General features: G+C 70.6%; 16 protein-coding genes. 6 read left to right on the top strand and 10 right to left on the bottom strand.

What is annotated here, in order from left to right:
* Nucleotides 1-16 precede the first annotated feature (16 nt).
* From UA74_RS12595 to UA74_RS12585, 3 genes are all read left to right on the top strand, one after another.
* The gene (locus UA74_RS12595; protein ID WP_075740414.1) at nt 17-949 is read left to right on the top strand and encodes an ABC transporter ATP-binding protein; all 933 of its coding nucleotides are present in this window, start codon (nt 17-19) and stop codon (nt 947-949) included.
* A gap of 77 nt (nt 950-1026) precedes the next feature.
* Nucleotides 1027-1743, top strand: a complete 717-nt coding sequence (locus UA74_RS12590; protein ID WP_083684028.1) for an ABC transporter permease — start codon at nt 1027-1029, stop codon at nt 1741-1743.
* Between the two features lie 485 nt (nt 1744-2228).
* Nucleotides 2229-3230, top strand: coding sequence for a COX15/CtaA family protein (locus tag UA74_RS12585; RefSeq protein ID WP_232237730.1), 1002 nt, complete (start codon nt 2229-2231; stop codon nt 3228-3230).
* Nucleotides 3231-3287: 57 nt separating this feature from the next.
* Here the strand turns inward: UA74_RS12585 and UA74_RS12580 are convergent, their stop codons facing one another.
* From UA74_RS12580 to UA74_RS12570, 3 genes are all read right to left on the bottom strand, one after another.
* Nucleotides 3288-3767: a GbsR/MarR family transcriptional regulator gene (locus UA74_RS12580; protein ID WP_075740412.1), complete on the bottom strand. Its 480-nt coding sequence runs from the start codon at nt 3765-3767 to the stop codon at nt 3288-3290.
* A 327-nt stretch (nt 3768-4094) separates the two neighbouring features.
* Nucleotides 4095-4982: an ATP-grasp domain-containing protein gene (locus tag UA74_RS12575; protein WP_075740411.1), complete on the bottom strand. Its 888-nt coding sequence runs from the start codon at nt 4980-4982 to the stop codon at nt 4095-4097.
* Nucleotides 4979-5290 carry a hypothetical protein gene (locus tag UA74_RS12570; RefSeq protein WP_075743731.1) on the bottom strand — a complete coding sequence of 104 codons (312 nt, stop codon included), beginning with the start codon at nt 5288-5290 and terminating at the stop codon, nt 4979-4981. Before UA74_RS12570 ends, UA74_RS12575 begins: the two co-directional genes overlap by 4 nt.
* 395 nt (nt 5291-5685) lie before the next feature.
* On the opposite strand from UA74_RS12570, the gene UA74_RS12565 reads away from it, so the two are divergent.
* Both UA74_RS12565 and UA74_RS12560 read left to right on the top strand, forming a co-directional pair.
* Nucleotides 5686-7320, top strand: a complete 1635-nt coding sequence (locus tag UA74_RS12565) for a DUF885 domain-containing protein (RefSeq protein ID WP_075740410.1) — start codon at nt 5686-5688, stop codon at nt 7318-7320.
* A 160-nt stretch (nt 7321-7480) separates the two neighbouring features.
* Nucleotides 7481-8452 (top strand): quinone oxidoreductase family protein, encoded by a 972-nt coding sequence (locus UA74_RS12560; RefSeq protein WP_075740409.1) that lies wholly within the window; start codon nt 7481-7483, stop codon nt 8450-8452.
* 71 nt (nt 8453-8523) lie between these two features.
* Here the strand turns inward: UA74_RS12560 and UA74_RS30750 are convergent, their stop codons facing one another.
* From UA74_RS30750 to UA74_RS12525, 6 genes are all read right to left on the bottom strand, one after another.
* Nucleotides 8524-8961 (bottom strand): FKBP-type peptidyl-prolyl cis-trans isomerase, encoded by a 438-nt coding sequence (locus UA74_RS30750; RefSeq protein ID WP_198043001.1) that lies wholly within the window; start codon nt 8959-8961, stop codon nt 8524-8526.
* Nucleotides 8962-10005: 1044 nt separating this feature from the next.
* A complete protein-coding gene (locus tag UA74_RS12550) occupies nt 10006-11493 on the bottom strand; it encodes an MFS transporter (RefSeq protein ID WP_075740407.1) in 1488 nt (495 codons plus the stop codon).
* Nucleotides 11494-12141: 648 nt separating this feature from the next.
* Nucleotides 12142-12747: a TlpA family protein disulfide reductase gene (locus tag UA74_RS32785; protein WP_075764406.1), complete on the bottom strand. Its 606-nt coding sequence runs from the start codon at nt 12745-12747 to the stop codon at nt 12142-12144.
* A gap of 301 nt (nt 12748-13048) precedes the next feature.
* Nucleotides 13049-13576, bottom strand: coding sequence for a hypothetical protein (locus tag UA74_RS12535; RefSeq protein WP_075740405.1), 528 nt, complete (start codon nt 13574-13576; stop codon nt 13049-13051).
* Nucleotides 13573-15528: a M6 family metalloprotease domain-containing protein gene (locus UA74_RS12530; protein WP_075743730.1), complete on the bottom strand. Its 1956-nt coding sequence runs from the start codon at nt 15526-15528 to the stop codon at nt 13573-13575. Before UA74_RS12530 ends, UA74_RS12535 begins: the two co-directional genes overlap by 4 nt.
* A gap of 186 nt (nt 15529-15714) precedes the next feature.
* Nucleotides 15715-16287, bottom strand: a complete 573-nt coding sequence (locus UA74_RS12525) for a PadR family transcriptional regulator (RefSeq protein WP_075740404.1) — start codon at nt 16285-16287, stop codon at nt 15715-15717.
* Nucleotides 16288-16347: 60 nt separating this feature from the next.
* On the opposite strand from UA74_RS12525, the gene UA74_RS12520 reads away from it, so the two are divergent.
* Nucleotides 16348-17241, top strand: coding sequence for an SGNH/GDSL hydrolase family protein (locus tag UA74_RS12520; RefSeq protein ID WP_075740403.1), 894 nt, complete (start codon nt 16348-16350; stop codon nt 17239-17241).
* On the opposite strand, the gene UA74_RS12515 is transcribed toward UA74_RS12520, so the two are convergent.
* Nucleotides 17160-18092 (bottom strand): heme o synthase, encoded by a 933-nt coding sequence (locus UA74_RS12515; RefSeq protein ID WP_075740402.1) that lies wholly within the window; start codon nt 18090-18092, stop codon nt 17160-17162. The genes UA74_RS12520 and UA74_RS12515 overlap by 82 nt on opposite strands.
* Nucleotides 18093-18432 lie beyond the last annotated feature (340 nt).

The following is an 18432-nucleotide window of genomic DNA, read 5'->3' as shown; positions in this document are numbered from 1 at the left end:
GCTAGTCTCCAGCGTCGTGACCCCCACCGCCGACCAGCCTGCCGTCGAGGTCGAGGATCTGGCCAAGCGGTTCCGCTCCACCGTGGCGGTCGACGGACTGAGCCTGCGGCTCGACCGAGGTCAGGTGCTGGCGCTGCTCGGCCCCAACGGCGCGGGCAAGACCACCACCGTCGAGATCTGCGAGGGCTTTCAGCGCCCCGACGCCGGGCGAGTGCGGGTGCTGGGCCTCGATCCGATCGCCGATGCGAACGCGCTGCGCCCCAGGGTCGGCGTGATGCCGCAGGGCGGCGGCGCCTATCCCGGCGTGCGTGCCGAGGAGATGCTGCGCCTGGTCGCCTCCTGTGCGGCGCACCCGCTGGACGTCACCTGGCTGCTGACGACCCTCGGACTGGACAACGCCCGTCGAACCCCGTTCAAGCGCCTGTCCGGCGGCCAACAACAACGTCTCTCCCTGGCCTGCGCGCTGGTGGGCAGGCCCGAACTGGTCTTCCTCGACGAGCCGACCGCCGGTCTCGACCCGCAGAGCAGGCATCTGGTGTGGGAGCTGATCGAGGCGCTGCGCGCCGACGGGGTCAGCGTGCTGCTCACCACACACCTGATGGACGAGGCGGAGCGCCTGGCCGACCGGGTGGTCATCGTGGACGGCGGCTCCGTCGTGGCCGAGGGCAGCCCGGCCGAGCTGACCAGTGAGGACGACCAGCGCCTTCGCTTCCGCTCCCGAGCCGGGCTCGACCTGGCCCTGCTGACGACCGCGCTGCCCGACGGATACACCGCCCAGGAGATCAGCGCGGGCGAGTACGCGGTGTGCGGGATGATCGATCCGCAGGTCGCCTCCACCGTCGCGGCGTGGTGCGCCCGCCACGAGGTGTTCGCCCAGGACATGCGACTGGCCCGGCGCAGCCTGGAAGAGGTCTTCCTCGAACTGACCGGACGGGAACTTCGCTCGTGACCGAGATCGTCAGCCCCGCCACCCGGTTCTCGCCGGGGAGCTTCCGACCCGATCCCGGACGCGGAAACCTCGTCCGGATGCTGCTCGTCCAGGCCAGGACCGAACTGCTGCTGACCCTGCGCCACGGCGAGAATCTGCTGCTCACGCTGTTGATCCCGCTCGCACTGCTGATCGGGTTGAGCACGCTGGACGTGATCGACCTCGACGAGCCGCGCATCGACGCGCTCGCTCCCCGCATCCTGGCACTGGCGGTCATGTCGACGGCGTTCACCGGCCAGGCCATCGCCCTCGGCTTCGATCGTCGGTACGGCGTGCTCAAGCGGCTGGCCGCCACCGCGCTGCCGCGCTGGACCCTGGTCTGCGGTCGGGTGCTGGCGACCTTCGGCGTGGTCGCCGTCCAGCTCGTGGTGCTCGGCGGCGTCGCGCTGCTGCTCGGCTGGGCCCCGAACCTGGCGGGCCTCGGCTGGCTGCTGCTTCTTCTCGTGCTGGGGACCGTGGTCTTCGGCGCGCTCGGCGTGCTGCTCGGCGGCTCGCTGCGAGCCGAGGTGGTGCTGGCGCTGGCCAACACGGTGTGGTTCGCCCTGCTGCTCGCGGGCGGCGTCGTGGTGCCGCTGGACGTGCTGCCCGACGGGGTCGCCTCGGTCGTGTCCTGGCTGCCGTCGGCCGCCTTCGCCGAGGGCATGACCTCGGCCGCGACGGCGGGCGTCGGCCCCGGCTGGCAGCCCGTCGCCGTGCTGGTGGGCTGGGGCGTCGGCGCCGGGGCGCTGGCGATCCGCACCACGCGACTCACCTAGGACGTCGTGCCCGCCCCGTCGGCGACACGTCGACGGGGCGGGTGCACCGTCTGCTCAGACAGGCGGCCGGTTGCGGCAGGACACTGGCGGCCTCGCCACGAGAGTGCCGCTCGGTCGGCTCGGACGTCCGGACGAGGTCCCGCCGCAGTGGTCTTCCTCACCACCGCCGGGGGCGGTTTCAACGTCGGCTCGAAACTGGACATCGACGGGGGCGAGCACAGTTCTGCTCACGACATGCTGCGGCGTGCGGCGCCGAGGTGCTGCACGCCGCCCGCGATCGGCGCAGGCGAGCATGGCCGCTTCACCGGGCACCGAGACAGACCGGTCACGCCTCGCCCGACGCCAGGAGCGATTGCTCGCGGCAGCCCCGGACCGCCCGGCGGGTCACCACCACGCTTCAACGCAGGCGGACGGCGAGTGAGGGAGCCCACGACGCCCAGGGGCGGCGTGCGGCCCGAAGGTGAACGAGTCATACGATGCGTGCCGTGCCGCAGCGAGATGCCTTCTCCCGTGTGACCGATCGGCTTCCCGATGTGGGATCGCGGGTGATGCGGCTCCTGTTCCTCGTCAACCTGATCTGCCAGACGGTCATCGCCGTCACCGGATCGGTGGTCCGAGTGACCGGCTCGGGGCTGGGCTGCGAGTCGTGGCCGGAATGCCACCCCGGCAGCATGGTGCCGGTGCCGCATCCCGAGCTGAACGCGATCACCCAGTGGATCGAGTTCGGCAACCGACTGCTGTCGGTGGGGATCGGGCTCGTCGCGCTCCTCTGCCTGCTCGGCGCCCTCGGTCTGCGCCCACGACGGCCCAGGATGATCCGACTCGCCCTGGTGACGCTGGGCGGGACGCTGCTACAGGGCCTGATCGGCGGCATCACCGTCTGGATGGACCTGCGCTGGTGGACCGTGGCGACCCACCTGCTCGTGTCGATGGGACTGGTGTGGACGGCCGGCCTGCTGCTCCGTACCGCGGGCGAGGGCGATCGGGAGGCCCGACTACTGGTGCCTGCGTCGATCCGAAACCTGGTCGGCACCGCAGTAGGGGTGCTCGGCGCGCTGTTGATCATGGGCACGCTGGTGACGGCGGCGGGCCCGCACGCCGGCGACGCGAACACGCCGCGACTCCAGCTGCCGATCGACGTGCTGGCGCAGGTGCACGCCGAGCTGTTGTTCCTCTTCCTCGGCATGCTCGTCGCCCTGGCCTTCGCCTTCCGCGCCGTCGAGGCCCCGGCGAGGGCGTGGCGCGGCTACTGGTGGCTTCTCGGCGTCGTGCTGGCGCAGGGCGCGATCGGCATGGTGCAGTACTGGACCGGGGTTCCCGAGGTGCTCGTGACGCTGCACGTTCTCGGCGCCGCGCTCGTCGTGGTGGCCTGTGCCTGGCTCTGGACGACCCTGCGCGATCGGGGCCCGGCGCCCGCCGTCTTCGACGCGGCCCGGCAGAACACGAAGCCGACGACCCGGCGCGGCGAGTTCGCGTCCACGAGCTGACCGACCGCGCGCCCACCGACGTCGAACAGGCTCGGCAGCGAACGACGGGAGGCAGGATCAGCGGCGAGTGCGACGTTCGGCCTCCCAACGGGTCCACAGCTCCGGAAGCTGGTCGGTGAGCCAGCCGTAGAACTCGCTGACCTCCCGAAGTCGCGCCGCGCGCTGCGAATTGCCCGACAACAGGCGCAGGCCCTCCTTGGTGAGGTCACGGGCGCGCGCGACCCGGTCGAACCGGTCCTGCACGAAGCCCGGCCAGCGATGCTCCTCCAACCGGTAGAGCGCTGCCTCCCGACCGCGACGAGTCGTCTTGCTGACCAGACCGGCCCGCGCGAGCAGCCGGATGTTCGTGCTCACCGAGCCGCTGCTGGCGTCCACCGCGGCGGCCAACTCGGCGGCCGTGCGCTCCGGCGGATCGCAGATCAGCAGGTAGCCGAGAATCCGCCCCGCGATCAACGGCATCCCCTCCTCGACGTAGAAGGCGGCCACCCGCTCGATCCAGTTCGCCGCCGGAGTGGAGTACGTTCCGCGCTCGGTCATCGACTGCTCCCTCGACTGGGATCAAGTTCATTCGACACTGAAGGAACGGTAGTACCTGAATGATCGACTGACAAGCATCGGTGATCCAGGACCAGGTGTCGGCGGCGAGCGAACAGGTGCGGAGATCACCCGATGCCGCTCACGGCGACTGTTCTCGGGCGGTCCGACGAACACCGCCCTGGTCGGCCCTCGGGTGCACGGCAGGCGTCGAAGGTCCGGCAATGCCAGCTGCGGTGGGGTCCGCCGGGACGCGGCGCGGTCGGCCTCGGAGCCGGGCTCGAGATCGGCGGACTCCGAGACGTCTCGCGCGGAGCGGTCGGTCGACCGTCAGTCGTCGAGCAGCATGGAGCGCACGGCGGCGGCGAAGCGCGCCCTTGCCGAGGCGTCGGTCAGTCGCAGACCCAGCAGCGGCTCGCTCAGCTCCAGTTCCAGAAGCAGCGGGCTGCCCGTGTCGTCGGCGATCAGATCGACCCTGGCATAGAGGAGGTCCTCGCGACGCAGGCCCAACCGTCGGGCCGCGACGGCCAGGGCGGTCTCGGCGACGGCGCGGTGGGCCTCGCTCGCCCGCCCGGGCCGCACCACCTCGGCGTCGGCCAGCCGAGCCTGAGCACGGGCCGGTCCGTCGTCGAGCATGGCGGGCTTGTGGAACGCATGCGAGAAGACGCCTGCGAAGAAGACCACCGCGGTCTCGCCCTCGGTGTCCACACTGGCCTGGTAGGGCTGGATCAACGCCGTCGAACCCGCCGCGTGCAGAGCAGCCAGGTGCGTCGCCGCCTCGGCGTGGCGCGCCGGGGTGAAGCGACCGACCTCGACCGAGCCTGCACCGACGGTGGGCTTGACCACGAACTCCGTCGCAGGCCACGTCGGCCGCTCGCCCGGCGCGACCACGCTGCTCGGCACCACCGCCACCCCGGCGGCGGCCAGGTCGACCAGGTAGCGCTTGTCGGTGTTCCAGCGAACCACCGACGCGGGATTGGCCAGCCGGGGAACCGAGTCGCACCAGGCCAGGAACGCGTCGAGCCTGCGCATGTAGTCCCACGGGGAACGCAGCAGCACGAGGTCGGCGGCGGCGAAGTCGACGGCGGGATCGTCCCAGCGGACCCAGGCGGCGGTCAGGCCCTCTTCGGCGAGCGCGTCGATCAGGTCCGCATCGTCGGTGTACCCGCCTGGCAGATCCCGACAGGTCACCAGCAGGACGCGCGGCGCGGAGGTCACCCGGCCCGCCTGCCCGCCATCCGGTTGCGGTGGGCGGGCCCGATCGTCAGGGCTGCGGTGGTGTCCCGATCCCAGTCCGACACGGTCAGGCCCTCGACCTGCTCGCACAGGGCCGTCCCGGTGGCGACGTCGGCCACGATGACGTCGCCCAGGGCGCCGTCCTCGCCGACCAGGGTCACGCGGGCGCCCGTGCGCCCGAGGTGGGCGACCACGGCGCGCGCCGTCTTGCCGTGATCGGCGAGGAACCGGCGGGCAGCGGACACGGCGGCGGGTGGCACGACGGGATCCTGCGTCAGCTGCTCAGACATGTCCTCGAGCCTAGGCGGCGCAGCAGGGGCGAGCCGAGCCGCCTTGATCTGGATCACACTTCGAGGCGGGATCGCAGCGGGGCGCCGTCGACGGGACGCCCTCGTTCACGGGCCGGTCGCGGGGTGTCGAGCGACGCGCCTACCGGCCGCGACCGGCCGGTCGACCCACACGGGCGAGCGGCGACCAGAACAGCAGGCACGGTCCCGTCGACCGGCGTCCCGACGGGCAGGGCAGGCCGTGCGGCGGCGCGCCGTCGCCGCGAGCCTGCGGCGAGCCGGGGCTGATCCGATCTCCCGAACACAGCCCGGCGGCGCGGCGATCCCGCCCGGAGTCGTCCGATCTCGAGCCGATCGATCGCAGGACTTTAGCAAGGCGAACGGTTTAAGGTCGTCGCATGAGCGACCACCCCACTCCCCCGCTGACCGGCCTCGTCGACGACTATCTCGGCTGGTACTACGACCGCCATCCCGTGCACGCGGCCATGCTGGGCTCCGAGGCGCACCGGCACACGCTGGGCGACTTCGCCGGCTCGGCCCTCGAAGCGGTCGAGGGCGAGCAGGCGCAGTGGCTGCGTCGTTTCGAGGGGATCGAGTCCGCCGCACTGTCGGTCGACGACGCCGTGGACCGCGACCTGTTGATCGCCACCCTGCGGGGCGCCGCGATCCACGCGCAGTGGCCGTCATGGCGTCGCGATCCCTCGGTCTACACGGGACCGATCTTCAGCAGCCTGTTCACCACCTTCCTGCGCGGCGGTGCCCCCGAGTCCGAGCTGGTGGCCTCGGCCCGCAGCAGGCTCGCCGAGGTGCCCGCCGTGCTGGCGGCCTGTCGCGCCAACCTGGACCCCGAGCTGTCCGCCCCGTTACTGGTCGGCCGGGCACTGGATCAGGCACGCACCGGGCGGGAGTTCCTCACCTCCTCGCTGCCCGCGATGGTGACCGATCCCGGCCTGCGGGCCGAGCTGGCCGAGGCCGCCGCACCCGCCGCCGAGGCCTTCGACACCCTGGTCGCGTTCCTCACCGAGTTCGCCGAGCGCGCCAGGGGCGACTGGCGGATGGGCGAGCAGAACTACTCCGCCCTGCTGCTGGACAAGGAGCTGCTCGGCTACGACACAGCGGAGCTGCACCGACGCGGACTGGCCGCCCATGCCGCGCTCGAGGCGGAGATGCGGGAGGTCGCGCAGCGGGTGCCGGGCGGCTCGGCGGACTGGCGAGCGGTGATGGAGCGTCTCCAGGACGACTACCCGCCCACGCTGGAGGCGATGCGAGCGGAGTACGCCACCGAGACCGAGCGGGCCAGGCGCTTCCTCGTCGAGCGCGAGCTGGTATCCTTCGCCGAGGGCGAGCGTTGCGAGGTCCTGCCGTCGCCCGCCTTCCAGCGGCCGATCCTGTCGGTGGCCTACTACATGGCGCCGCCCCCGCTCACGACCTCGCGACTCGGTCACTTCTTCGTGCCCTTCACCCCGGAGGGCTTCACCGAGGAGCAGGTGCGCCAGCGGCTGAAGACCAATGCCCGCGCCCAGATGCCGACGATCGCGATCCACGAGGCCTACCCCGGTCACCACTGGCACCTGTCGTGGGCCGCAGGCGGGCCGCGTCGCGTGCGCAAGACCTTCCGCACGCCCTACTTCAGCGAGGGCTGGGCGCTCTACGTCGAGACGATGATGCGGGAACAGGGCTACTTCACCGATCCGGCGCACGAACTGGGTCATCTGGAGGCGCGGCTCTTCCGGGCGGCACGCATCGTGGTGGACACCGCGCTGCACACCGGTGAGATGGAGATCGCCGAGGCGGAGCAGTTCATGGCCACCAAGGCAGCGCTGACGCCGGGCACCGCCGTGGGCGAGGTGCGCCGATACTGCTCCTGGCCGACGCAGGCCCCTTCCTACCTCACCGGATGCCTGGAGATCGAGTCGATCCGCGCCGACTATCTCGCCGCCGGGCGCGGTTCGCTGCGGACCTTCCACGACACGATCGCGGCCTCCGGCGCACTGCCGCTCGGGCTCGCGCGGCGAGTGGCCCTGGAGAGCTGAGCCGAGTGACGTCCGATCAGACCCGACGAGCGCGCAGCCTCTCGCGCGCCGTCGGAGATCGGAGTTTGATGAGCCGGGCGGATGATCCACCTGCGCCCGGCCCGCCTCGGCCGGGCAGGCAGGCGGGCCGGGGCGGTAGACGACGAGCGAACGGGAGAACATGATGCGGGCGATCCAGGTTGCGGCGCCGGGCGGACCGGAGACGCTGGCCTCCGTCGAACTGCCGGACCCGACTCCGGGACCGGGTGAGGTGGTGGTGGCCAATACCGCCGCCGGAGTCAACTTCATCGACACCTACCAGCGGTCCGGGGTCTACCCGGTGTCCTATCCGTTCATCCCCGGCCAGGAGGGCGCGGGCCGGGTGATCGGGCTCGGCGAGGGCGTCACCGAGTTCGCCGAGGGCGACCGGGTGGCCTGGGGCAAGGGCACCAGCAGCTACGCCGACCGGGTCGTCGTGCCCACGGCCGATCTGGTGCGGCTGCCCGAGTCGATCGACGAGCGCACGGCCGCCGCCTTGATGCTGCAGGGCCTCACCGCGCACTATCTCGCGGTGTCGACCCACCCGATCGCCTCGGGTGAGACGGTCCTGATCCACGCGGCGGCGGGTGGGCTCGGCCTGCTGTTGACCCAGCTCGCGGCGACGCGCGGGGCGCGGGTGATCGCCACGGTGTCCACGGCGGAGAAGGAGGCACTGGCCAGGGAGGCGGGCGCCGCCGAGGTGATCCGCTACACCGAGACCGACTTCGTGGCGGGGGTTCGAGAGCTGACCGACGGCGCCGGGGTCGACGTGGTCTACGACGGCGTCGGGAAGGACACCTTCGACGGCGGGCTGAAGGTACTGCGGCGACGCGGCCTGATGGTGTTGCTCGGCGGTTCCAGCGGACAGGTCCCGCCCGTCGACCTGCAACGACTCAACTCCAGCGGGGCTCTGTACGTGACCAGGCCCTCCCTGGTGCACTACCTGGCGGAGCCGGGCGAGCTGGCCTGGCGCGCGGGCGAGCTGTTCGACGCCGTGGCCGCAGGCGCCCTGCGGGTCCGCGTCGGCCACGAGTATCCGCTGGCCGAGGCGGCGGCGGCGCACACCGCCCTGGCGAGCCGGGGCACCACGGGGAAGCTGTTGCTGCTGACCTGACGACGACGGCAGACGGCCCCGCCGATCCGTGGATCGGCGGGGCCGCGCGGTCGATCGTGCGTCGCCGAGCCTCAGGAGGCCGGTGCGGTCTCCAGGACGTCGACGACGAAGACCAGCGTCTCACCGGCGAGCCGCTCCCCGCTGCCTGCAGGGCCGTAGGCGAGCTCCGGCGGGATGATCAGCACGCTGCGGCTGCCGGTCTCCAACCCGACCAGACCCTCGTTCCAGCCCTGGATGACCTGGGCCGCCCCGACGTTCTCCACCGGGAGCGTTTCGTTGCGGGCAAACGAGGAATCGACCGTATCCCCAGTCGACCAGAGCGTAAGCTGATAGTCCATCACCGCAGTGTCTCCCTCGGCCACTGCAGGATCCTCGCCCGGCTCCAACGGAATGATCACCAATTCATTCGGCGGACCGCAGTCCTCGGGCACGGTCACTTCAGGGACCGTGCCAAAGCCGCCAACTACCTCGACCTCCTCGCCGCTGCACGGCGGCAGGTCACTGTCCATCTCGTCAGTGGCGAGGCTCGTCGTTGGTGTCTGGACGTCGTCCGTGCGCGGCGGGTCGGCAGGTTCCTCCGCCGATGTACAGGCAGCGACCAGTGCCAGAGCCAACAGGGACAACCCGACGGGAGCAAGTCTGCGCATAGTCAACCACTGTACGTTGGCACACAGCGCATACAAGCACCTACCCGCCCGCTGCAATTTTGTATCGCCACTTCGAAAACATCTCACAACGAAGAGTCGCGTCCCGGCATGCACGCAAACAACCAGGACGCGAACCCTGCGCAGCCTAACGGGTGCTAACGCACGCTCCAGCCACCCACGCCGTCAACATCGGAACACGGACGATCTCATACCAGAATTCATACACTGGCCCACCGGGAACACATGTGTAACTACCAGCATACGCGGACCCCTGAATACTTCGACATTCCCCCACCCCGAGCGAGACCGGGGAACTGTAATTCGTGCCGGGTCCAGTTCGAACTCTCACCGGACCAAATTCACTATTTCCACACGCTTGAGTCTGCATCAATTCCTGCTCGTACGCGTGACCCAGCTCATCCGGCGACGACGCGGCCGCCTGAGAAAAAGAACCTAACTGAATAAGCACGACCACCATCAGCCCAATCAGCGCTCTAACAGGTCTACTCGACAACGTCATCACGAATTCCTTCCATTTAATATCAGCGCAACATCAATCCTGATTGTGAATCACCCAGAAGGGAAGAGCAAACGACACAGATCACACGAATAGAGTACACCCCCTCAGGAGGAATCACCCATTCGACGGCAGCCTCGAGCTCGCCCTTATCAAAGATTTCGACAGATTTCTATTAAAATTTCCAGCCTCTCGCAAATTGAGTTAAGACTCTTGGCTAGGATGGTGCCGAGGCGTTCTCAGCACCAGCCAGGCGCATCCCACTCGGCGATCGGGTGTCTCGAACGGTGCCCCCCGACTCCGCTCGACCCTGCGGCCTGTCCCGGTGGGCGGAGCACGACGGCATCGTGTCCCCGCCCATCGACTCGATCGGCCCCACGCCCGGACGCTCAGCCCCCGGCTCGCCGCATGGGAGGCAGCCGCCGGGTCAGCGGGATCGCGATCAGCGCGACCACGAGGTTCGCGATCAGCGCCAGGGTGAAGGCCCGCGTGGCGTGCGCGGGGTCGACCACGCCCTCGACCGGGCCGAGCAGCGTGAAGAAGATCAGCCCGATCACGGCGATGCCCAACGACATCGCGATCTGGATGAGGGTCTCCATCACGCCGGAGGCGGCGCCCGCCTCCCTCGGCGGCACGGCGCTGAGCACCGCGCCCAGCAGCGGGCTCACGCCGAGCCCTTGGCCGAAGCCGATCAGGATGAGGCTGGGGATCATCGCGGGCCCGGTGAGGTCCGGACCCAGCACCGCCGAGGTCCCGATCAGCAGCGCGGTCCCCGCCGCATTGAGCACGTAGCCGAAGGTGAGGACGCCGTTGCCGAACCGGGGTGTCAGCCTCGGCGCGACGACGGAGGAGATCATGAAGGCCGCCGACAGCGGGACGAAGACCAGTCCCGCCCCGAGCGCCGACATGCCCAGCCCGGTCTGCAACTCCAGCGTCAGCAGCAGGAAGAGGGCGGCGTTGCCCGAGAAGAAGGCCAGCGCGATACCCGAGCCCGCCGCGAAGGGTCCGCTGCGGAACAACGCCGGATCGGTGAGCGGATCGCCGCCGCGTCGGGCCACCCGGTTCTCCCAGGCCACGTAACCGATCAGGGCGGGCACGGAGGCCGCGAGCAGCACCGTCGTCCAGACCGGCCAGCCGATCTCCCGGCCGATCACCAACGGCAGGACCAGCATGCCCAACGCCACGCTGACGATCACCGAGCCGACGAGGTCGAGGCGGGGCGGGGAGTCCGATCGCGTGCGGGGCAGCACCCGCCACGCACCGACCACCGCGAGCAGGCCGACCGGCACGTTGATCAAGAAGATCGTCCGCCACCCGAGTCCGAACAGGTCGGCGCTGGTCAGGATGCCGCCCAGGACCTGTCCGGCGATCGAGGCGAGGCCGATGGTCGCCCCGAAGACGCCGAAGGCCATCGTCCGCCGCCGACCGCTGAACGCGGTCTGCAGGATGGAGAGCACCTGCGGATAGAACAGCGCGGCGCCGACGCCCTGCGCGACGCGGAATGCGATGAGCGCACCGGGACTCGACGCCAGCGCACAGGCCGCCGACGCGACGATGAACACCAGGACGCCGACGATGAAGGTGGGCCGGTAACCGCGGATGTCACCGAGCCTGCCGCCGGTGATGAGCAGCAGACCGTAGACGAGCGTGTAGCCGCCGACGATGAGCTGGATCTCGGCGAGGTTCGCCCCCAGGTCGCGTTGGATCGACGGGATGGCGACGTTGACGATGAAGGAGTCGAGCAACGCGAGGAAGGTGCCCGCCATGGTGACGAGCAGAATCCAGAACTGTCTCCGCTCCTGGCTGTCCACCGCAGTGTCGACGTCGGCACCGGAATGCCCCGAGGCGACCGACGACACGCCTTCTTGAATGGTCACGAATTCTCCTGATCTGCGCGAGAGAGGCTGCCCATGCTCGACATGGGCAGGAATTCACTGATTGCCGACTGCGATCGACCGGACGACGAGTCAGGCGGCGAGGGAAAGGCCGTCATCCGACTCGGTCGCGATCCCGAAAAAGTCGGTGTTCGCTTCGTCGTAACCGACTTGACCAGCATCGACCGTCGATCGCCTTGCTGAGATGAATGGTGAGTTCACCCTGGGAACAGCCGAAGGGAGATCGCCATCGATCATTCTTCGAGCGGCGGACCCTCCATTCTGATTGACGTCTCACCACGGACTCGGACATCGTCCTCGACGCCGTGCCGGATTCAGAATCGCGGCTGCCGTGTCGATTCACAAGGCGGTCGCCGGTCGGCACCGACACTCTCCGGACTTGACGAATTGTCAAATCGCGTCCTGGCAGCGCAGGGTCGATCGGCGGCGGCCCGAACGAGCGCGGGATCGCCGCCGATGACACGCCGCGCGGCGCACGGCGGCCCGGCCGGTGCCCGGCTGTGGCGAGTCCGGAGTGTCGGACGGCTCGGATCAGCCGACGACGCCCGCTCCGGCTTCTTTCGGCGGGCGGGCAGCGGACCCGCATCGAGGGAGAGGATGCGCGCCCTGGCAGGCGGAATCGACCGGGGCTCAGCCCCGGCGGTAGAGCGCCGACAGCTCCGCGTCGAGCTCCTCGGCCCTCGCCGGATCGGCCACGCCGCCCGGAATCCCGCGCAGCAGGCCGCCGCCCCGACCGATCACCGCGATCAGCGGCGGCTCCTCGGCGGCGTAGTGTCGCGCCGCCGCACGGTCGGCGTCCACCGCGACGGGATAGGGCACCTCGTGCTCGACGAGGAAGTCCGTGACGGCGGCGGGGTCGTCGCGGCTCGCGACCCCGACGAACGACACCGCATCGCCGTGCACCTCGGCCAGGTCCGAGAGCGCCTGCTGCTGATCGGCGCACGTCGCACACCAGGAGCTGAAGAAGACCAGCACCACCGGGCGGTCGTCCCACAGCGTCGACAGGCCGATCTCGGCACCGTCGAGCAGCGTCAGCTCCAGATCGGGCGCGGCGGGAGCCGCCTCGGGCTCGTGGTAGCGGATCTCCTCGGCGACGGGTCCCGGCAGTCGATCGGCGCCGCCAGGGGCGACCCCGTCCCGGGCCGCGCCGGGGTCACAGGCCGACACGGCGAACAGGGCGGCGACCAGCGTGCCGAGGAGACGTCGGGTGCGAGGCGGCGCATCGAGGGCGGTCATGTCCGCGCCCCGGTGCTCCACGGCGGCGAGAACGGGGCAGCGCTCGCCGCGACTACGCAGGGCGGCAGGCGGTCGGGGGACATCCGCACGCGGTGCATCCTCTCTGTCGGGCGGGGTGGTTCCGAGCCGGCGGCCTCGCCGGACCGGGTCCGCCTGCCCGGCCTGCTGCGGCGATCGGCCGGGGCGACGCCGACCGGTCGCCGCCCGGCTGGCCCGCCCGTCGAAGGCGCCCCGGTGGACGTCCCGGCTGGGCACGAACGGATCTCCGGTCCGGCCGGTATCGGCGGCCAAAAGGTGCTGATCAAGGCAGAGCGGTAACCCACTGGTCATCCTCGGCGGCGGTGAGCGGCAGCGGTTCCCGGTCGGCGACGGCGAGTCGGTAACTCGGCGACGACGGCGCGGTCACCGTCACCGTCACCTCGCAGAACGTGGGTCGGCGCGGAGCGGTGTCCTCGTCCAGTGCCGCGTCCAACTCCGCTTCCACCGCCGAGACGGCCCGGCCTGCCGGCAGCTCCCCCTCGGCCAGCAGCCGATCCTCGTCGTCGAGGAGCCGGAACGGCGCGGTGGCGTGCAGGTCGGCCATCGAGGCCGTCCCGGAGCATTCCGCGCCGGGCGCCCGGAAGACGCCGTCGCGCAGCAGCACCCGCACGGTCAGCCTCTCGCCGTCGGCCCCCGAGGACGCCGCAGCCGGGATCGCCTCCTCGGCCCCGCACCCGGCGAGGCAGGCGAGCGCGAGGAGGAGTGCGGAGAACCGGGCCGGGGCGCGTCCCGACGCCGCGCCGAGTCCGGCAGGCGTCGAGCAGCGGGCAGGCCCGTGGTCACGGCTCATCGAGAGCGGATGACCCGGCAGCGCGCGGTCTGCGTCTGCTCCGGATCGCTCTCCGACACGGCGGTCAGCGTGACCTCGCCGGTCCGGGCGGCGTCGCGGTCGGCCGTCGCGATCACCCCGACGTCCACGGTCTCCCCCGGTGCCGCCGCCGCCAGCTCGGCGGGCAGCCGCACCGACCAGCCCTGCGCTCCGGTGGCCGCGCTGAGCCGGTAGACGTCGCCGCCGTGCTCCGCCGCCGCCTCCCCGGTGTTGCGCAGCGGGAACGAACAGCGGGCGATCCCGTCCTCGGTCTGTGCGGCGCGGGCGGGGCGAAGCGACAGTCCCCTGCGGTGCGGGCCGTCGCCGTCCAGCGACCGCACCGCGACGGTGTAGGACAGGACCTCGTCCTCGTCGCGTCGCAGACCCAGGACGTAGAAATGCAGACGGTTGGCCTCGTCGACGTGCTCGGCAAGGCTGCCGGAGCCGGTGCCCGCCTTGAACAGTGCGTCGGCGAGCTGCCGTGCATCGCCGACCGTGACCATCGCTGGTGTGCCGTCGGGCCGGTAGAAGTCGACCAGCCCGATGTCCTCGGGGTTGGCGTCGATCACCCAGATGAAGGGCGCCCGGTCCTCATCCTTCGTCTTGGCCAGCAGCACCCCGCTGTCGGGGGCAAAGGAGTCACTGCCCATCCGGTCGACGACCTCCAGGGTGTAGTTCTGGTAGCCACCGCCGTCGCACAGCGGGTCGGTCCGCTGATCGCAGGGCGGCGAGAGGTCACCGTCGGGCAGCACCACGTTCAGTCCCGTCACCGCATCGCCCGTCGGCTCGGCGGCGCGGGCGGTGACCTCGGCGACGACCAGACCGCTCTCGGCCAGGTCGCCGCCGTCGACGCGCAGCACCTCGGACTCGTCGATCAGGCCGAGCTGGAGCTTGTTGCGCACCATGTGATGCGCGCCCATCGCGCTGCCCGAGGTCGGCGGGATCAGCCATCGCGTATGGGTGCCGCCGGGTCCGTTGAAGGTGCCTCGGCTCATCATGTCCCAGAGACCGCTGTAGGAGCGGATCGGCGGATCGGCGAAGGGGTTGTTGTAGTTGTCGCCGATGCCCAGGATGTGGCTCAGCTCGTGGGCGTAGACGCCCTGGCCGGAGCTCTCGGCCTGGGTGGAGGAGCCCGCCCGCGCGTTGGGCCAGATGCCCGCCGCCGCGCGCCACGAGGTCCAGTCGACGTAGCGGGTGTCCGACCAGTTGGGCAGGTCAGGGTCCGGCGGGCCGAACTCGTCCGGGACGTCCTCGCGATTCTGGAACATCATCTCGCCGAACTCCTGCCAGGTGGACGACTCGTCCTGGCCCGCGCTGAGGAAGAAGACGAAGTCGAAGCCCTCGGGAACCTGGTCGCCGACCTCGGCTCGCCAGGCGGCGCCCGCGTCGGTCCGCAGGTCGCGATCGCACGAGTAGCCTGCCGGACAGAATTCGGGACCCTGCATGTCGATCCCGTACTCGAAGGACTGCCCCGGCAGCCGGTACGGGCCGAACCCGGTGAGCTCCACGCCGAAGCGCCCTCGGGAGTCCTCCATCCAGTACTCGTTGATCGTGTGGCCCCGGTTGAGCTCGCCAGGGCTGTTGAGGAAGCCCTCGTAGAACTCGGCGACGTCCTCGCGCGGGACGTCGGCGGCGAGCGCGTCCGGGTTGCCGAACACCGTCGACCCGGCGGGCCGGGTGACGACGAAGTCCTGATCGGGATAGTCGGCGAGGACGAGCGCGCCCCGGAAGGTCTGCTCGGTGGGCACCAGCGAGGGGTCGGCCCACGTGGTGCCGGGCACCGCCCGGTAGTCCTCCCAGGTCATGTCCTCGGGATTGACCCAGCTCTGCGGGTCGATCGGTTCGACTCGGGCGGGCCCGCCGGGCCCTCCCACGCCGTCGGCGACCGCCGCCTGGGCGGTCAGCGCCCCCGACGAGGCCAGTAAGGCCGCCATGGTGGCCGTGACCACCGCTCGTCGCCCGATCCCGATGTGCCGCACACGCATGGAAAGACCTCCGCCTGCCCGGCGCCGCGGCCTCGGCGCGGGCTGCCGAGGTGAGATCCGGGTGAGTCGCCAGTCACAGGCTAGGCAGCGTCGCGGTCGGATTCTGCGGCCAGACGGGGGAATCCTTTAGTCACGCTAAGTTCCCCGGCGGGCCCGGTCGAGCCGCCGGGACAGGGCGTGCGCGGTGGACTCGCACCAGGCCGCGGTCTGCTCCTCGAACGCGATTCCCCGGCGGAGCGCCAGGTAGGGACCGATCCGTTCAGCGGTCTCGAGGTACTCCTCCTCGGTCCGCCCGGCCAGCATCTCGCGGGCCATCCCGTGGAAGTCGGCCAGCTTGACCTCGGCCTGTTCCCGGCGTTCAGCCAGGTCACGCAGCACGGCGGCAGACGAGCCGAACTCGGCCGCGTGCACGGCCACCGTCAGGTCGTCCTTGATCGCGGTGGGCCGGGTCGGCCTTTCGATGAAGGCCGCCAGCTCGTCAGCACCCGCAGACGCGATCGTGAAAACCCGCTTGGTGGGCCGTCGATCCCGGACGACCTCGTGACCGACGACGAGGCAGGCGGCCTCCATCCTCGCCAGCTCGACGGAGAGCTGCTGCGCGGTGGCGTGCCAGAAGTGAGCAACGGTCACGTCGAATCGCCGGGCGAGTTCATAAGCCGAGAGCCTGCGATCCGCCAGCGCGGCGAGGACGGCATGACGAAGGGCCATTATGATCGTCTCTCATACTCAAATAGTTGACTAGTTTAATCGAGAATATTAGGAGCCCCGATGAGAGTCGTCAGGACGGCGGCCCTCGCCGCCGGAACCGCGACGGCCGTGTTATTCGGCCTGGTCGTCGCGCAGGGCAGGCGCATCCGCGAGGAGATCCCTCGGCTGCCTGCGGCCGACGGTCCGCGACGAGGCCGCTCCCCCGGCGCGGGTCCCGCGCTGCGGGTGGCCGTGCTCGGCGACTCCACCGGGGCAGGCGTCGGACTGGCGGACATCCGGGACTCGCTGGCGCCGCAGCTCGCCGAGGCACTCGCCGTCCGCACGGGTCGCGACGTCCACTGGCGGCTGGCGGCCAGACCGGGTGCGACGGCACGGCAGGCGCACGCCGACCTGCTGCCCGAGCTGGACGATGCAGGCTGGCGGCCGGACCTGGTGGTCCTCTCACTCGGCGTCAACGACGTCACCGCCCTTCGCCCGCCCGCAGCCTGGCGACGAGACACCACCGCGCTGGTCAGCGCCGTGCGCCACCGGTTCGGCGCGGTGCCGACGTTGGCGGCGGGCCTTCCGCCGTTCAGTCGCTTCCCCACCCTGCCCAACCCGCTGCGGACGATGCTGGCCGCCTATGCCGCGCTGCTGGACCGGATCTACGCCGCAGTCCTACAGGCGGCGAACGGACGACATGTCGCCGTCTCGCCACGCCTGATCGACGGAGCGGGATTCTTCGCCTCGGACGGCTTCCATCCCTCGGCCGTCGGCGTGCGGAAGTGGGCCGAACTGCTGGCCGACGCCGCCGTCGACCGCTGGGCATGGGCCACCGCCCCCGCCCGGCAGGGCGGGACCACCCCCGCGCGGCGGAGCGACGCTACCGAGGCTCAGAAGCTGAAGGTCCAGCCGAACGCGGGCCAACCGATCACCGAGTCGACCGCCAACCCCACGAACAACGCCATCAGATAGGTGTTGGACAGGTGGAACAGGCGCATCGGCCGCACCTCGACGCCACGGCGCACACCGAGGTGCAGTCGATGCGCCGAGATCAGGAACCACGCGCCGCTCACGACGGCCAACGCGAGGTAGATCCAACTCGCGGCGGGGACCAGGAGCAGGGTCCAGACGACCATCACCCAGCTGAAGATCACGATCTGTCGCGACACGTACTCGGCGGGCGCCACGGCAGGCAGCATCGGCACGCCTGCCCGCTTGTAGTCCTCCCGGAAACGCATCGCCAGTGCCCAGGTGTGCGGCGGCGTCCAGAAGAAGATCACGCCGAACATCACCAGCGCAGGCCACTCCACCGTGCCCGTGACCGCGGACCAGCCGATCACGACGGGCATGCAGCCCGCCGCGCCGCCCCAGATGATGTTCTGCGCCGTGCGGCGCTTGAGCACCATCGTGTACACGAGGACGTAGAACAGGATCGTGGCCACCGCGAGCACGGCGGCCAGCAGGTTCGTCGTGAGCCACAGGAAGCCGAACGAGCCGAGGCCGAGCGTGACGGCGAAGATCAGCGCGTTGCGCGGAGACACCTGGGACCGGACCAGCGGGCGAGTGCTGGTGCGCTTCATGACGGCGTCGATGTCGGCGTCGATGACGCAGTTCAACGCGTTCGCGCTGGCAGCGGCCATCGTTCCGCCGACCAGCGTCGCCAGCACCAGCCACAGGGAGGGGACGCCACGCTGGGCCAGCAGCATCGCCGGGATCGTGGTGACGAGGAGCTGCTCGACGACCCTCGGCTTGGTGAGCGCGACGTACGCGCGGAGGACGGATCCGATGGACCGGGGCGGATTCTCGGTGACGACGGTGCTCACCGGGTGACTCCCACAGTGCTCGCCGACGACATGAGACTCCTTAGCAGCGTGGTTCGCGGCCCTGGACAACTGGGCCGCCCGAATGGTAGCCGCGCTACCTGATCGCCCCGCCCACCGGGTTCACGACCGGAGCGCGAAGCCGCCCTGACCTAGCGCTTCGCCCCTTTCGTCCGGCTCGGGACGGCTCGGAACGCTCCACCGGACCGGCCGCGAACGGCTCGCCGGACCGGCGGGAGGCGATCCCCGCCGTCCGCAGGCTCCGCAGTCGACCATTCCGCGGATCGACGACCGCCTCGGGACCGTGCCTGGGGGACGCTGCCGGGCGAACGTCCAGGCGAAA

Source organism: Actinoalloteichus fjordicus, from assembly GCF_001941625.1.
Classification (GTDB): Bacteria; Actinomycetota; Actinomycetes; order Mycobacteriales; family Pseudonocardiaceae; genus Actinoalloteichus_A; species Actinoalloteichus_A fjordicus.
The sequence above is the reverse complement of the archived record's forward strand: the minus strand, read 5'-3'. Positions and strand labels throughout refer to the sequence as shown.

Excerpts from the sequence above, each read along its gene's own strand:
- UA74_RS12570 (WP_075743731.1), bottom strand. The coding sequence starts at position 5,290 with ATGTCTGAGCAGCTGACGCAGGATCCCGTCGTGCCACCCGCCGCCGTG.
- UA74_RS12525 (WP_075740404.1), bottom strand. The coding sequence starts at position 16,287 with ATGGCCCTTCGTCATGCCGTCCTCGCCGCGCTGGCGGATCGCAGGCTC.
- UA74_RS12530 (WP_075743730.1), bottom strand. The coding sequence starts at position 15,528 with ATGGCGGCCTTACTGGCCTCGTCGGGGGCGCTGACCGCCCAGGCGGCG.
- UA74_RS12560 (WP_075740409.1), top strand. The coding sequence starts at position 7,481 with ATGATGCGGGCGATCCAGGTTGCGGCGCCGGGCGGACCGGAGACGCTG.
- UA74_RS30750 (WP_198043001.1), bottom strand. The coding sequence starts at position 8,961 with ATGGACAGTGACCTGCCGCCGTGCAGCGGCGAGGAGGTCGAGGTAGTT.
- UA74_RS12580 (WP_075740412.1), bottom strand. The coding sequence starts at position 3,767 with ATGACCGAGCGCGGAACGTACTCCACTCCGGCGGCGAACTGGATCGAG.
- UA74_RS12520 (WP_075740403.1), top strand. The coding sequence starts at position 16,348 with ATGAGAGTCGTCAGGACGGCGGCCCTCGCCGCCGGAACCGCGACGGCC.
- UA74_RS12590 (WP_083684028.1), top strand. The coding sequence starts at position 1,027 with ATGCTGCTCGTCCAGGCCAGGACCGAACTGCTGCTGACCCTGCGCCAC.
- UA74_RS12535 (WP_075740405.1), bottom strand. The coding sequence starts at position 13,576 with ATGAGCCGTGACCACGGGCCTGCCCGCTGCTCGACGCCTGCCGGACTC.
- UA74_RS32785 (WP_075764406.1), bottom strand. The coding sequence starts at position 12,747 with ATGACCGCCCTCGATGCGCCGCCTCGCACCCGACGTCTCCTCGGCACG.
- UA74_RS12565 (WP_075740410.1), top strand. The coding sequence starts at position 5,686 with ATGAGCGACCACCCCACTCCCCCGCTGACCGGCCTCGTCGACGACTAT.